Raw genomic sequence first — 13847 nt, forward strand, 5'->3', positions numbered from 1 at the left:
CGGTGGTGGGGCGAGCGGGGTGGCGTGGTGCGTCATGCGTCCTCGTCGTCCTGACGACCACCTCGTACGACGCTCCGAGGCCCCGCCGCCTCCCCGACGTCCCCGACGTCCCCGACGTCCCCCCGGACGTCATCAGGATCGTGGTCTGGAGGCCACGATCGCGATGACGTCCCGGGCGAGGGCAGGGACGTCGACGGGAGCGGAGGTGTCGACCTCGACGACCGGCCAGCCTCCGGCCAGCGGCGCGCGCGCCTCCGGCGGCCACAGCTCGTCCTCGGGGCGGTCGGCGTCGAAGTGACCCGGCCCCTTGGTGGCCGCGCGGGCGGCGTACCGCTCCCGCAGCGTCGGTACGTCGACCCGGCAGTGCACCTCGACGTCCACCCCGAGCTCGCCCAGCTGCTCGAGCGCCCGGGCCCGGTCGACCCACACGCTGTCCAGCACCCCCGACCGCGCCTCCCGGGCGACAGCCAGCAGCGCCACCACCGCGGCCCGTCCCAGCGCCCGCGAGATCGCGACGTCCGCCGCCCCCAGGACGTCGACCAGTCCCTGCTTCAGGGTGTCCTTGGCCAGCAGCGGCAGCCCGAGCTCGACCGCGAGCGCGGCCGCGAGGGTGCTCTTGCCGGAGGCGGGCGGACCGGTGAGGACGACGTACACCCGACCATCCCACCGCGCCGGACCACCGGCGTCCACGGGTGGCGGGGCGGCGTACGGACAAGTCGGGCGGCCGGTGCGCCGAAACTGCCCGGTGGTGCCCGTTTGCTCCCGGTTTCCCGGGCAGTTTCACCGGCTAGCCGGTGAAACTGCCCTACAGCCGCACCACCCCACCCACGACCAGCACCAGCTCACCGGCGTCGTCGGAGGCGGGGAGGTCGACGGTGGCCGTGATCCGCCAGTCGTGGTGGCCCTCGGGGTCGGCGAGCACCTGCTGGACCTCCCAGGTCGTCGCCGTCTTCTCGACCTGGAACAGCAGCGGGCTGCGGGCGTCGGCGTCGGTCGCGATCCAGGCGTGCTCGTCGAAGTAGGCGACCAGGCCGGCCTCCCAGTCGACGTCGGCGTCGAGCTCCTGCAGGTCGGCGAGGCGCCGCCGGGCCACCAGCTCGACGCGGCGGAACATCGCGTTGCGCACCAGGACGGTGAAGGCGCGGGTGTTGGCGGTGATCGCCGCCGGCGCGGGCGGCAGCACGTCGGGACCGACCTCGGCGAGCACGTGGTCGGGGTCGCTGAGCTGCTCCCACTCGTCGAGCAGGCTCGAGTCGGTCTGGCGCACCAGCAGCCCGAGCCACTCCACGATGTCGGTCAGCTCGTCGGTGCGGACCCGGTCGGGCACGGTCTGGCGCAGGGCGCGGTAGGTGTCGCCGAGGTAGCGCAGCACCAGCCCCTCGGAGCGGGTCAGGCCGTAGAACGCGACGTACTCCCCGAACGACATCGCCCGCTCGTAGAGGTCGCGCACCACCGACTTCGGCGAGAGCGCGTCCTCGCCGACCCACGGGTGGTGGGCGCGGTAGAGGCCGAAGGTGTGCTCGAGCAGCTCCTGCAGCGGCTGCGGGTGGGTGACCTCCTCGAGCAGCTCCATCCGCTCGTCGTACTCGATCCCCTCGGCCTTCATCGCGCCGATCGCCTCGCCCCGCGCCAGGTGCTCCTGCGCGCGCAGCACCGGCCCGGGGTCGTCGAGGGTGGCCTCGATGACCGACAGGATGTCGAGGGCGTACGTCGCGGACTCGGGGTCGAGGGTGTCCAGCACGTCCAGGGCGTACGCCGAGAGCGGCTGGTTGAGCGCGAAGTCGAGCTGCAGCCCCTCGGCCAGCCGGACCCGCCGGCCGTCGGGCTCGCGCGGCACCAGCCGCACCACCCCGGCCGCGAGCAGCGAGCGGTGCTGCGCGGCCGCGAGGCGCATCAGCCGCCGCTGCGAGCGCTCGTCCTCGTGGTTGTCGCGCAGCAGCCGCCGCATCGCCGCCGCCGGGTCGCCCGGCCGGGCGATGACGTTGAGCAGCATCGAGTGGGTGACCCGCATCCGGGAGACCAGCGGCTCGGGCTCGCCCTCCACGAGTCGGCGGAAGGTGTCCTCGTTCCAGGTCACCTGCCCCTCGGGCGGCTTCTTGCGCTGCACCCGCTTGAGCTTCTTGGGGTCGTCGCCGGCCTTGGCCACCAACCGGGCGTTCTCCACGACGTGGTCCGGCGCCTGCACCACGACGGTGCCGGCCGTGTCGTAGCCCGCACGCCCCGCGCGACCGGCGATCTGGTGGAACTCACGCGCCTTGAGCATCCGCTGGCGGCGGCCGTCGTACTTCGTCAGGCCGGTCAGCACCACCGTCCGGATCGGCACGTTGATGCCGACGCCGAGGGTGTCGGTGCCGCAGATGACCTTGAGCAGGCCGGCCTGGGCGAGCTGCTCGACGAGGCGGCGGTACTTCGGCAGCATGCCCGCGTGGTGGACCCCGATCCCGGCCTTGAGCAGCCGCGACAGCGTCCGGCCGAAGCCGGGGGCGAACCGGAAGTCGACCAGCCGCTCGGCGATCCGGTCCTTCTCCTCGCGGGTCGCGACCTTGACGCTGGTCAGCGCCTGCGCGCGCTCCAGCGCGGATGCCTGCGTGAAGTGGACGACGTACGCCGGGGCCTGGTGGGTCGTCAGCAGCTCCTCGATCGTCTCGTGCAGCGGCGTCACGGCCCACTCGTAGGACAGCGGCACCGGCCGCTCGGTGTGGGTGACCACCGCCGTGGCCCGTCCCGTACGCCGGGTCAGGTCGGCCTCGAAGCGGCTGACGTCGCCCAGCGTCGCGGACATCAGCACGAACTGCGCGCCGGTGAGCTCCAGCAGCGGCACCTGCCAGGCCCAGCCGCGGTCGGGCTCGGAGTAGTAGTGGAACTCGTCCATCACGACCTGGCCGACGTCGGCCGAGGACCCCTCGCGCAGCGCGATGTTGGCCAGCACCTCGGCGGTGCAGCAGATCACCGGGGCCTGCGCGTTGATGGCGGCGTCGCCGGTGAGCATCCCGACGTGCTCGGGACCGAGCACGTCGACGAGCGCGAAGAACTTCTCCGAGACCAGCGCCTTGATCGGCGCGGTGTAGAACGTCCGGCGGCCCTCGGAGAGCGCGACGGCGTGCGCCGCCAGAGCGACCAGGCTCTTGCCGGTGCCGGTCGGGGTGGACAGGATCAGGTTGGCCCCGCTGACCAGCTCGATCAGCGACTCCTCCTGCGCCGGGTAGAGCGTCAGCCCCTGCTCCCCCACCCACGTCGAGAACGCGTCGTACAGCGCATCGGGGTCGGCGGGGACGGGGGCGTCGGGCGAGCCGGGCAGCAGGTCGAGGAGGCGCATCGTGCGTCCAGTCTCCCCGACCCGCGGCCCGGCCGGTGCTGCGGTGGTGCGCTCGACCCCGAGGGTCAGCGGCGGCCGCCCAGCTTGCCGAGCAGGCCGCGCACGCCGCGGCCGATGGCCTCGTCGGAGCTGCGGCGACCGCCGGCGGCCCCGGTGCCGGGTCCCCCGACGCGCCCGGGACCCGGGGTGCCTCCGGTGCGGCGGCCGCTCGCGGCGCCGCCGGCGACCCTGTTGATGATTCCTCGCAGATTGGCCATGACGGTCTCCCTCGTAGTCACCGGGCCACGTTGCCCGATGAGGTCTCGTGCCCAGGACGCCCGTCTTGATGCATCCGCCCGGCCTCAGCGACGGGCGGCGTCGTCCACGCAGAGCACCGCCCACGGCAGCGCCTCGAGCCGCCCCGCGGGGATCTCCCGACCACACACGTCACAGCGGCCGTAGGAGTCCTCGTCGAGCTTCTCCAGCGCCCGCACGACGTCGGCCCGGACGCCCTGCAGCTGGTCGTGGACCGCCACCTGCTGCATCCGGTCGATGGCCAGCGACGTCCCCTCGCCGATCCGCTTGCCGAAGGAGATGCCGCCCGTCTCGGTCGGCGGCCGCTCCATCTCGGTCATCTGCGCGTCGATCTCGGCGAGCTTCTCGGTCAGCGTGCGGCGCGGGTCCATCGGCCCAGCATGCCCTGCGGTCGCGCCGGGGCAGGGCCGGCGGCGGTCGGTGGCGCGGCATACCCTCGCCCGGTGCGCATCGCCACCTGGAACGTCAACTCCCTCCGCAGCCGCATCGACCGGGTCGAGGCGTTCCTGCAGCGCCACGACGTTGACGTGCTGGCGCTGCAGGAGACCAAGGCCCGCGAGGAGCAGCTGCCGCTGATGGGGCTCACCAGCCTGGGGTACGACGTCGCCGCAGTCGGCCACGACCAGTGGAACGGCGTCGCGGTGATCAGCCGGGTCGGCATCGAGGACGTGGAGGTCGGGTTCGAGGGCATGCCCTCCTGGGGCGACCCGGGGGTGGCCGAGGCGCGGGCGCTGGGGGCGACGTGCGGCGGCGTGCGCGTGTGGTCGCTCTACGTGCCCAACGGGCGCAAGGTCGACGACCCCCACTACGCCTACAAGCTCGACTGGCTGGCGCGGCTGCACGAGGCCTCGCGGTCGATGAGCGGCGACGTCGCGCTCGTCGGCGACTGGAACATCGCGCCGCAGGACGAGGACGTCTTCGACGTCGCGGCGTTCGCCAGGAGCACCCACGTGACCCGGCCCGAGCGCGCCGCCTTCGAGGCGTTCCTCGACGACGACTGGGTCGACGTCGTCCGCCCGCACGCGCCGGGGCCCGAGGTCTACACCTACTGGGACTACTACCGGCAGCGCTACGAGCGCAACCGCGGCATGCGCATCGACTTCGTGCTCGGCAACCCGTCCTTCGCGGACCGGGTGCGCGGGGCCTTCATCGACCGCGACGAGCGGGCCGGCAAGGGCGCCAGCGACCACGCCCCCGTCGTCGTCGACCTCGACTGACCAGGAGCAGGAGACCGCCATGGACGACCTCGACCTCGACCTCGAGCGCGTACGCCGCGCCTTCCCCGCGCTGGCCGACGGCCGGGCCCGCTTCGACTCCCCCGGCGGCTCGCTGACGCCGACCGTGGTCGCCGACGCCGTCGCCGACACGCTGGTCGCCGGGCTCAGCAACCGCGGACCGGTGAACCCCTCGGAGCGTCGGGCCGACGAGGTCGTGACCGCCGCCCGCGCCGCGGTCGCCGACCTGGTGGGCGGCGACCCCCGCGGCGTCGTCTTCGGCCGCTCGATGACCGAGCTGACCTGGGCGTTGGCCCGCACCCTGGCGGCCGGCTGGGGGCCCGGCGACGAGGTCGTCGTCACCCGGCTCGACCACGACGCCGACGTGCGCCCCTGGGTGACGCTGGCCGAGCGCGTCGGTGCGACCGTGCGCTGGCTGGGCTTCGACCGCGACACCGGCGAGCTCGACGACGTCGCAGGCGTGCTGGGCGAGCGCACCCGGCTCGTCGCGGTCACCGGTGCCTCCAACCTGATCGGCACCCGGCCCGACGTGGCCGCGATCGCGGCCGCGGCCCACGCGGTCGGCGCGCTCGTCCACCTCGACGCGGTGCACCTCGTGCCGCACGCGGCCGTCGACCTGACGGCCCTCGGCGTCGACCTGCTGGCCTGCTCGCCCTACAAGTTCTTCGGGCCCCACCACGGCGCGCTGGTCGCCTCGCCCGACCTGCTCGAGACGCTGCGGCCCGACAAGCTGCTGCCCTCGACCGACGCCGTGCCGGAGCGGTTCGAGCTGGGCACGCTGCCCTACGAGCTGCTCGCCGGCACCACCGCGGCCGTCGACTTCGTGGCCGCGCTGGTCCCCTCCGGAGCCGCGTCCGAGCCGCCCGCCCGGCGGGAGCGGGTCCTGACCTCGATGGCGGCGGTCGAGCGCCACGAGGCGGCGCTGCTGGCCCGGCTGCTCGACGGCCTCGGGTCGCTGGGCCACGTGCGCACGCACGGCCGGGCGGCGCGTCGTACGCCCACGGTGCTGCTGGAGGTCGCGGGCCGCTCGGGGCACGAGGTCCACGAGCACCTCGGGTCGCTGGGGATCCACGCGCCGGCGAGCAACTTCTACGCGATCGAGGCCTCGCGCTGGCTCGGCCTCGGCGACGCCGGAGCGGTGCGGGTCGGGCTGGCGGCGTACTCCAGCACCGACGACGTCGACCGGCTGCTCGCCGGGCTGGACTCGCTGGGCTGAGCGACGCCGGAGCCCGGGCCGACCGTGGTCGACCCGGGCTCCGGGATGCTGCGGTGGACCTGCGGCTCAGGCCAGGTCGTAGCGGTCGGCCGTCATCACCTTGTCCCAGGCGGCGACGAAGTCACGCACGAGCTTCTCCTGCGCGTCCGAGGAGGCGTACACCTCGGCGACGGCGCGCAGCTCGGAGTTGGAGCCGAACACCAGGTCGTTGCGGGTGCCGGTCCACACGACCTCGTCGGTGCCCCGGCGCACGGCCTGGAAGGAGTCGCGGTCGTCGCCGACCTGGTGCCACTCCACGTCCATGGTGAGCAGGTTGACGAAGAAGTCGTTGCTCAGCACGCCCGGACGGTCGGTCAGCACGCCGGCGGTCGAGCCGCCGGTGTTGGCACCGAGCACCCGCAGGCCGCCGACGAGCACGGTCAGCTCGGGAGCGCTGAGGCCGAGCAGGTTGGCGCGGTCGACGAGCAGGAACTCCGCGGGGAGCAGCTGCCCCTTGCCCACGAAGTTGCGGAAGCCGTCGGCCTTCGGCTCCAGCCAGGAGAACGACTCGACGTCGGTCTGCTCGGCGGAGGCGTCGGTGCGACCGGGCGCGAACGGCACCGTGACCTCGAGGCCGGCGTCCTTCGCGGCCTTCTCGACGGCCGCGCCGCCCGCCAGCACGATCAGGTCGGCCAGCGAGATCTTCTTGCCGCCACCTGCCGTGGCGTTGAAGTCGGCCTGGACGCCCTCGAGGACGCGCAGCGCCTGGGCCAGCTCGTCGGGCTCGTTGACCTCCCAGCCGCTCTGCGGCTCCAGGCGGATGCGGGCGCCGTTGGCGCCACCCCGCTTGTCGCTGCTGCGGAAGGTCGAGGCCGAGGCCCACGCGGTGGCCACCAGGCGGGAGACCGACAGGCCGGACTCCAGGACCTTCGCCTTGAGCGCCGCGACGTCGGCGTCGTCGACCAGCTCGTGGTCGACGGCCGGCACGCGGTCCTGCCAGATGAGCTCCTCGCCGGGCACCTCGGCGCCGAGGTAGCGCTCGATCGGACCCATGTCGCGGTGGGTCAGCTTGAACCACGCGCGGGCGAAGGCGTCGGCGAACTGGTCGGGGTTGGCCAGGAAGCGACGGCCGATCTCGTCGTACACCGGGTCGACCTTGAGGGCCACGTCGGTCGTGAGCATGGTCGGCGGCCGCGAGAGCGAGCCGTCCTCCGGGTCGGGCACGGTGTTGGCCGCGGCGCCGTCCTTGGGCTGCCACTGGAACGCGCCGCCGGGGCCCTTGGTGAGCTCCCAGTCGAGCTCGTAGAGGTTCTCGAGGTACTTCATGCTCCACTGCGTCGGCGTGGCGGTCCAGGTGACCTCGATGCCGCTGGTGATCGCGTCGCGACCGGCACCGCTGCCGAAGGAGTTCTTCCAGCCGAAGCCCTGCTGGCTGATGTCGGCGCCCTCGGGCTCGGGGCCCACGTGCGGCTCGGGGTCGGCGGCACCGTGGGTCTTGCCGAAGGTGTGACCGCCCGCGATCAGCGCGAAGGTCTCCTCGTCGTTCATCGCCATCCGACCGAAGGTCTCGCGGATGTCGCGCGCCGAGGCCAGCGGGTCGGGGTTGCCGTCCGGGCCCTCGGGGTTGACGTAGATCAGGCCCATCTGGACCGCGGCGAGGGGGCCCTGCAGCTCACGGTCGCCCCGGTAGCGGTCGTTGCCCAGCCAGGTGGTCTCGGGACCCCAGTAGACGTCCTCGTCGGGCTCCCACACGTCGGCGCGGCCACCGGCGAAGCCGAACGTCGGCAGGCCCATGTCCTCGAGCGCGACGTTGCCGGTGAACACGATCAGGTCGGCCCACGACAGCTTGCGGCCGTACTTCTGCTTGACCGGCCAGATCAGGCGACGGGCCTTGTCGAGGCTGGCGTTGTCGGGCCAGCTGTTCAGCGGCGCGAAGCGCTGCATGCCGGCTCCGGCGCCACCGCGGCCGTCGGCCACGCGGTAGGTGCCGGCGCTGTGCCAGGCCATCCGGATGAAGAACGGGCCGTAGTGGCCGAAGTCGGCGGGCCACCAGTCCTTCGAGTCGGTCAGCACGTGGCGGACGTCCGCGCGCAGCTCCTCGAGGTCGATGGTGGCGAACTCGGCGGCGTAGTCGAAGTCCTCGCCCATCGGGTCCGAGGAGGGGTGGTGCTTGCGGAGGATCTTGACGTTGAGCGACTCGGGCCACCAGCGCTCGTTGGAGGACCCCTCCGTGGGGTGGCTCATCCGGCCGTGGGCGACCGGGCAGCCGCCGGCGTCCTGGTCGTTCATCTCTGCTTCGCGGGTCTCGTGGCTCTGGTCGGTCACCGGATGTCCTCTCGGTCGGGGTGGGAGGTGGGGGTGGTGCGGGTGGAGCAACGGGGGCAGGTGCCCCAGTAGACGACCTCGGCCTCGTCGATGACGAAGCCGTGGTCCTGGGAGGCGTGCAGGCACGGTGCGCCGCCGACGGCGCAGTCGACGTCGGCGATGGCACCGCACGAGCGGCACACCACGTGGTGGTGGTTGTCGCCGACGCGGGCCTCGTAGCGGGCCACGGAGCCGGTCGGCTGGATCCGGCGTACGAGACCGGCGGCGGTGAGCGCCCGGAGCACGTCGTAGACCGCCTGGTGGGAGACCTCACCGAGACGCTCCCGGGTGTGCCGGATCACCGACTCGGTGTCGGCGTGCGGATGGTCGCTGACGGCCTCCAGCACGGCGACGCGCGGCCGGGTCACGCGCAGCGAGGCCTCGCGCAGCCGACCCTCCGCCCTGGTGTCCATCGCCCCACCCTCCCGCACTTTCTGGAACGAATCAAGACTAGCGGGGTGCGTGCGCGTGACGTCCCCCGGTAGATCGGGGTTGTGGACGCACCACTCGCGCTGTGACGGGCTCGAGGCGTCCACAGACCCGCGGAGGACGGGCGAGCGGCCCGCCCGACGGTCGCGGGCCGTACGCCGCGGCGTACGCGGGGACCTGGCGAGGGTTGTGGACGGTCTCGGGGCGTCACGACCCGTGTGGAGCGTCCACAACCCCGATTTACAAGGGGACCGCGGCGGCGAGCAACGCGCGCCCGCCGGGGGCTGTCGGTGGTCGCTGGCACGCTGCGGCCATGGACCTGCTGCTGCCCGTGCTGACCCTGGTGATCGGCCTGCTCCTCGGGGCGCTCGCGACGCTGGTGTGGTCGCGGCGCGGCGGGGAGCCCGAGGTGCTGCGGGCGCTCGGTGCCCGCGGCGAGGACCAGGCGGTGCTGCGCGACGGCCTCGACCGGCTCCACGAACGGCTGCGCGACGTGGAGCACCAGCGCGCGTCGTGGCAGGGGCAGCTGCGTCAGCAGGTCGACGACGTCCGGCACAGCACCGACCTGCTGCGCCGCGAGACGGGCGCGCTGTCGACGGCGCTGCGGCGCCCGCACGTGCGCGGCCAGTGGGGCGAGCTCCACCTGCGACGCTCGGTCGAGCTGGCCGGCATGGTCGAGCACTGCGACTTCTCCGAGCAGGTCCACCTCACCGACGGCGACGACCGGCGGCAGCGGCCGGACCTGGTGGTCCGGCTCGCGGGTGGCCGGTCGGTCGTGGTGGACGCCAAGGTGCCGCTCGACGCCCACCTCGACGCGCTCACCGCCGACGACGAGGACGAGACCCAGGCCCACCTGCGCCGCCACGTGCGGCAGGTCCGCACCCACGTCGACGGGCTCTCCTCGAAGGCCTACTGGCGGTCACTGCCGGGCAGCCCGGAGTTCGTCGTCATGTTCGTCCCCGCCGAGTCCTTCCTGGCCGCGGCGCTGGAGACCGACCCCACCCTCCTGGAGTACGCCGCCGCACGCGACGTCGTCCTCGCGACCCCGACCACCCTGATCGCCCTCCTGCGCACCGTCGCCCACGGGTGGACCACCGAGCTGCTGGCCGAGCGCACCCGCGAGATCCACGAGCTGGGCCGGGAGCTGCACGCCCGGATCGGGATCATGGGCGGCCACCTCGACCGGGTCGGCCGCTCGCTCACCGCCGCCGTCGAGGGCTACAACGCCGCCGTCGGGTCGCTGGAGAGCCGGGTGCTCGTCACCGCCCGCCAGTTCGAGGACATCGGCGTGGCCCGCGAGGAGCTGTCGCGCCCGCGGTCGGTCACCTCCACCTCGCGGCCGCTGACGGCCGCCGAGCTGCTCGACGAGGTCGCCCCCACCCGTCCCGAGCTGCCCCACGACGAGGCCCCGCCCGGCGAGTCGCGCCGCGACACGGCGTGAGCCGACCTACGTTGTCGGCGTGAGCGCACCCACCCTGTGGGAAGAGGGACAGCTGAGCGGCAGCCGCGTCGTGCGGTTGGCGGTCCTGGCCGGCCTGCTCGTCCTCGCCGTCGACCTGCTCCTCGGACCCGAGCTGTCGCTGCTGTTCGACCTCGGCTTCGTGGCGCTCAGCGTCGCCGCCGCGCTGGCGGTGAGGCCGAGCGACTTCTTCCCGGTGGCCGTGCTGCCGCCCCTGCTGCTGCTCGGCCTGGTGCTGCTCGCCGCGCTGGTCGAGCCCGGCTGGGTCGCGCTGCCCGAGGACACCGTCGTCCAGGCGGTCGTCTCGGGCCTGGCCCACCGCGCCGGCGGCCTCGCCGCGGCGTACGCCCTGGTGCTGGCGGTGCTGGTGATCCGGATGCGCGTGCAGGCCCGCCACGGGGAGCGCTACGCGAAGCGCTCGGGGTCGCCGGCGCCCACCCGCGTCACCTCGGGGTAGCCCTCGGAGAAGTCCACGACGGTCGTCGGCTCCTGGCCGCACTCACCGCTGTCGAGCACCGCGTCGAGCTGGTGGTCGAGCGCCTCCTTGACGGTCCAGCCGTCGGTCATCGGCTCGGTCTCGCCCGGCAGCAGCAACGTGCTGGAGAGCAGCGGCTCCCCCAGCTCCTCGAGCAGCGCCTGCACGACGGGGTGCTCGGGGATGCGGACGCCGACGGTGCGCTTCTTGGGGTGCATCAGCCGCTTCGGCACCTCGGAGGTGGCGGGCAGGATGAAGGTGTAGGGCCCCGGGGTCGCCGACTTCACCGCCCGGAAGGCCGCGTTGTCGAGCTTGACGAGCTGCCCGAGCTGGGCGAAGTCGCGGCAGACCAGCGTGAAGTGGTGCCGGTCGTCGAGGTCGCGCAGCCGCTTGATCCGGGCGAGCCCGTCACGGTTGCCGAGCTGGATCCCCAGCGCGTAGCCGGAGTCGGTCGGGTAGGCCAGCAGGCCGTCCTCGCGCAGCAGCGCGACGGCCTGGGCGATCGTGCGCGGCTGCGGGTCGACCGGGTGGACGTCGAGGAAGCGGGCCACGGCTCAGGACTTGCCGGCGGCCCGCAGGTCGCGGCGCAGCTCGGGCGGGAGGGCGAAGATCAGCGACTCCTCGGCCGTGTGCACCGCCTCGGCGTCGGGGTAGCCGTGCTCGGAGAGCAGCTCCAGCACGCCGACCACCAGCGAGTCGGGCACCGAGGCGCCGGAGGTCACGCTCACCGTGCGCACGCCCTCGAGCCAGGCCAGGTCGACCTCCCCGGCGTCGTCCACGCGGTAGGCCGCCTTGGCGCCCGCCTCGAGGGCGACCTCGGCCAGCCGCACCGAGTTCGAGGAGTTGGCCGAGCCCACGACGATGACGAGGTCGGCGTCCTTGCCGATCTCCTTGATCGCCAGCTGGCGGTTCTGGGTGGCGTAGCAGATGTCGTCGCTCGGCGGGTCCAGCAGCAGCGGGAACCGCTCGCGGATGGCGTCGACGGTGTCCATCGTCTCGTCGACCGAGAGGGTGGTCTGCGAGAGCCAGGCGACCTTGGCGGGGTCGCGGACCACGATGTTCGGCACGTCGGCCGGGCTCTGCACGAGCTGGATGTTCTCGGGCGCCTCGCCGGCGGTGCCCTCGACCTCCTCGTGGCCCTCGTGGCCGATGAGCAGGATGTCGTAGTCGTCGGTGGCGAAGCGGCGGGCCTCGTGGTGGACCTTCGTCACCAGCGGGCAGGTCGCGTCGATGGTCTTCAGCCCCCGCTCGGCGGCGTCGGTGTGCACCGCCGGGGAGACGCCGTGGGCGGAGAACACCACGGTCTCGCCGGACGGCACCTCGTCGAGCTCCTCGACGAAGATCGCCCCGCGCGACTCCAGGTCGGCCACGACGTGCTTGTTGTGCACGATCTGCTTGCGCACGTAGACCGGCGAGCCGTAGAGGTCGAGCGCCTTCTCCACGGTGATCACGGCGCGGTCGACGCCTGCGCAGTAGCCGCGCGGCGCGGCCAGGCGGACGGCGAGGTCGGCCTGGTCGGGCGGGAGGAAGGTCGGCGTACCCAGGTCGGTCATGGGTCCCATGGTAGGCGGCGACCCTCGCCGTCGGTGCCGGCACCTAGGGTGCGGGCATGGCCCTGGAGACCTCACCCGAGCACCCAGCGCCCGTCCGCCAGATCAGCCAGGCCATCGGCGCCTGGGTGGAGCGGCTGGGGGCGGTGTGGGTGGAGGGGCAGGTCACGCAGGTCTCGCGCCGGGGCGGCCTCAACACCGTGTTCCTCACGCTGCGCGACAAGCTGGCCGACGTCTCGGTCTCGGTGACCTGCCCGCGTGGCGTGGTCGACTCGCTGCCCACCCCCCTGGTCGAGGGGGCCTCGGTGGTGGTCCACGCCAAGCCGTCGTTCTACCCCACCCGAGGCACCCTGTCGCTGCAGGTCCGCGAGATCCGGCTCGTCGGCGAGGGCGAGCTGCTGGCCCGCCTGGAGCGCCGTCGTCAGCTGCTCGCCGCCGAGGGGCTCTTCTCCGACGTGCACAAGCGGGCGCTGCCCTTCCTCCCGCGCGCCGTCGGGCTGGTCACCGCGCAGAACAGCGCGGCCGAGCGCGACGTCCTCGACAACGCGCGGCGTCGCTGGCCGGGCGTCCGCTTCGAGGTGCGGTACGCCGCGATGCAGGGCGTCCACGCGGCCCGCGAGGTGATGGAGGCGCTGACCGCCCTCGACCGCGACCCGGGCGTCGACGTGGTCGTGATCGCACGGGGCGGGGGCTCCGTGGAGGACCTGCTCCCCTTCTCCGACGAGTCGCTGGTCCGCGCCGTGCACGCGGCGACCACCCCGGTCGTCTCGGCCATCGGCCACGAGCCCGACTCGCCGCTGCTCGACCTGGTCGCCGACCTGCGGGCCTCCACCCCGACCGACGCCGCCAAGCGGGTCGTGCCCGACGTGGCCGAGGAGGCCCAACGGGTGCTGACCGCGCGCGAGCGGGGTCGCCGTGCGGTCCGTCAGCTGCTCGACCGCGAGCGCCGCACCCTGGAGTCCCTGCGCTCGCGCCCCAGCCTCGCCGACCCGCGGGCGGGCCTGGCCGAGCGCGCCCACGAGGTCGACGCGCTGCGCGACCGCGCCCGCCGCAGCTTCGGACACCGGGTCGACCGCGGCGAGGTCGACCTCGGCCACCAGCTCGCCCGCGTGCGGGCCCTGTCGCCGCTGGCCACCCTGCGCCGGGGCTACGCCGTGATCTCCGACGCCGACGGCCGGGCCCGCTCCAGCGTCGCCGACCTCGAGCCCGGCGCCACGCTCCACGTCCGCGTCGCCGACGGCCGCATCGGCGCCACCGTCACCGGCGTCGAGCGCGTCGCCCTCGTCGGCGAGACCGACCAGACCCACCCCCAGGAGGACCCCGATGAGTGAGCAGACAGAGGAGCCCGGGCCGCTGAGCTACGAGGAGGCGCGCGACCAGCTCGTCGAGGTGGTCCGCACCCTCGAGGGCGGCGGCACCAGCCTCGCCGAGTCGCTGGCGCTCTGGGAGCGCGGCGAGGAGCTGGCACGGGTGTGCCAGGAGGCGCTGGAGGGCGCCCGCGAGCGCCTCGACGCCGCGCTGGAGGACTAG

The 13847-nt window shown here is 73.7% G+C and carries 14 protein-coding genes; 6 read left to right on the forward strand and 8 right to left on the reverse strand.

Translation table 11 applies throughout. From position 1 onward, the window contains the following. Positions 1 to 132 precede the first annotated feature (132 nt). The 4 genes from EDD33_RS15665 to EDD33_RS15680 form a co-directional block, all read right to left on the reverse strand. Positions 133 to 654, reverse strand: a complete 522-nt coding sequence (locus EDD33_RS15665; protein ID WP_123391921.1) for a P-loop nucleotide/nucleoside kinase family protein — start codon at positions 652 to 654, stop codon at positions 133 to 135. Between the two features lie 151 nt (positions 655 to 805). Beyond that, entirely contained in the window at positions 806 to 3316 is a 2511-nt protein-coding gene (locus EDD33_RS15670) for a DEAD/DEAH box helicase (RefSeq protein WP_123391922.1), read from the reverse strand. Positions 3317 to 3381: 65 nt separating this feature from the next. Beyond that, positions 3382 to 3573, reverse strand: coding sequence for a hypothetical protein (locus EDD33_RS15675; protein WP_123391923.1), 192 nt, complete (start codon positions 3571 to 3573; stop codon positions 3382 to 3384). Positions 3574 to 3657: 84 nt separating this feature from the next. Continuing rightward, complete coding sequence (locus EDD33_RS15680; RefSeq protein ID WP_123391924.1) at positions 3658 to 3981, reverse strand: TraR/DksA family transcriptional regulator; 324 nt, start codon at positions 3979 to 3981, stop codon at positions 3658 to 3660. Between the two features lie 72 nt (positions 3982 to 4053). Between EDD33_RS15680 and EDD33_RS15685 the strand changes: the two genes are divergently transcribed. Both EDD33_RS15685 and EDD33_RS15690 read left to right on the forward strand, forming a co-directional pair. Beyond that, positions 4054 to 4827 (forward strand): exodeoxyribonuclease III, encoded by a 774-nt coding sequence (locus EDD33_RS15685; protein ID WP_123391925.1) that lies wholly within the window; start codon positions 4054 to 4056, stop codon positions 4825 to 4827. 19 nt (positions 4828 to 4846) lie between these two features. Continuing rightward, complete coding sequence (locus EDD33_RS15690; protein WP_123391926.1) at positions 4847 to 6061, forward strand: cysteine desulfurase-like protein; 1215 nt, start codon at positions 4847 to 4849, stop codon at positions 6059 to 6061. Positions 6062 to 6127: 66 nt separating this feature from the next. Here EDD33_RS15690 and katG read toward each other — a convergent pair whose 3' ends face one another. After that, entirely contained in the window at positions 6128 to 8329 is a 2202-nt protein-coding gene (gene katG, locus EDD33_RS15695) for a catalase/peroxidase HPI (RefSeq protein WP_123393537.1), read from the reverse strand. A gap of 32 nt (positions 8330 to 8361) precedes the next feature. Next, the gene (locus tag EDD33_RS15700) at positions 8362 to 8817 is read right to left on the reverse strand and encodes a Fur family transcriptional regulator (RefSeq protein ID WP_123391928.1); all 456 of its coding nucleotides are present in this window, start codon (positions 8815 to 8817) and stop codon (positions 8362 to 8364) included. A gap of 329 nt (positions 8818 to 9146) precedes the next feature. Here EDD33_RS15700 and EDD33_RS15705 point away from each other — a divergent pair, with 329 nt between their 5' ends. Together EDD33_RS15705 and EDD33_RS15710 are read left to right on the forward strand one after the other, a co-directional pair. Beyond that, positions 9147 to 10274: a DNA recombination protein RmuC gene (locus EDD33_RS15705; RefSeq protein WP_123391929.1), complete on the forward strand. Its 1128-nt coding sequence runs from the start codon at positions 9147 to 9149 to the stop codon at positions 10272 to 10274. Positions 10275 to 10293: 19 nt separating this feature from the next. Then, the gene (locus tag EDD33_RS15710; RefSeq protein WP_211332571.1) at positions 10294 to 10749 is read left to right on the forward strand and encodes a DUF6542 domain-containing protein; all 456 of its coding nucleotides are present in this window, start codon (positions 10294 to 10296) and stop codon (positions 10747 to 10749) included. On the opposite strand, the gene EDD33_RS15715 is transcribed toward EDD33_RS15710, so the two are convergent. Both EDD33_RS15715 and EDD33_RS15720 read right to left on the reverse strand, forming a co-directional pair. Next, positions 10698 to 11318 (reverse strand): L-threonylcarbamoyladenylate synthase, encoded by a 621-nt coding sequence (locus tag EDD33_RS15715; protein ID WP_123391930.1) that lies wholly within the window; start codon positions 11316 to 11318, stop codon positions 10698 to 10700. The genes EDD33_RS15710 and EDD33_RS15715 overlap by 52 nt on opposite strands. 3 nt (positions 11319 to 11321) lie before the next feature. Beyond that, entirely contained in the window at positions 11322 to 12320 is a 999-nt protein-coding gene (locus EDD33_RS15720) for a 4-hydroxy-3-methylbut-2-enyl diphosphate reductase (protein WP_123393539.1), read from the reverse strand. A gap of 56 nt (positions 12321 to 12376) precedes the next feature. Between EDD33_RS15720 and xseA the strand changes: the two genes are divergently transcribed. Together xseA and EDD33_RS15730 are read left to right on the forward strand one after the other, a co-directional pair. Continuing rightward, positions 12377 to 13648: an exodeoxyribonuclease VII large subunit gene (gene xseA, locus EDD33_RS15725; protein ID WP_123391931.1), complete on the forward strand. Its 1272-nt coding sequence runs from the start codon at positions 12377 to 12379 to the stop codon at positions 13646 to 13648. Continuing rightward, complete coding sequence (locus tag EDD33_RS15730; protein WP_123391932.1) at positions 13641 to 13847, forward strand: exodeoxyribonuclease VII small subunit; 207 nt, start codon at positions 13641 to 13643, stop codon at positions 13845 to 13847. Before xseA ends, EDD33_RS15730 begins: the two co-directional genes overlap by 8 nt.

It is taken from the genome of Nocardioides aurantiacus (genome assembly GCF_003752505.1).
Taxonomy (GTDB): Bacteria; Actinomycetota; Actinomycetes; order Propionibacteriales; family Nocardioidaceae; genus Marmoricola; species Marmoricola aurantiacus.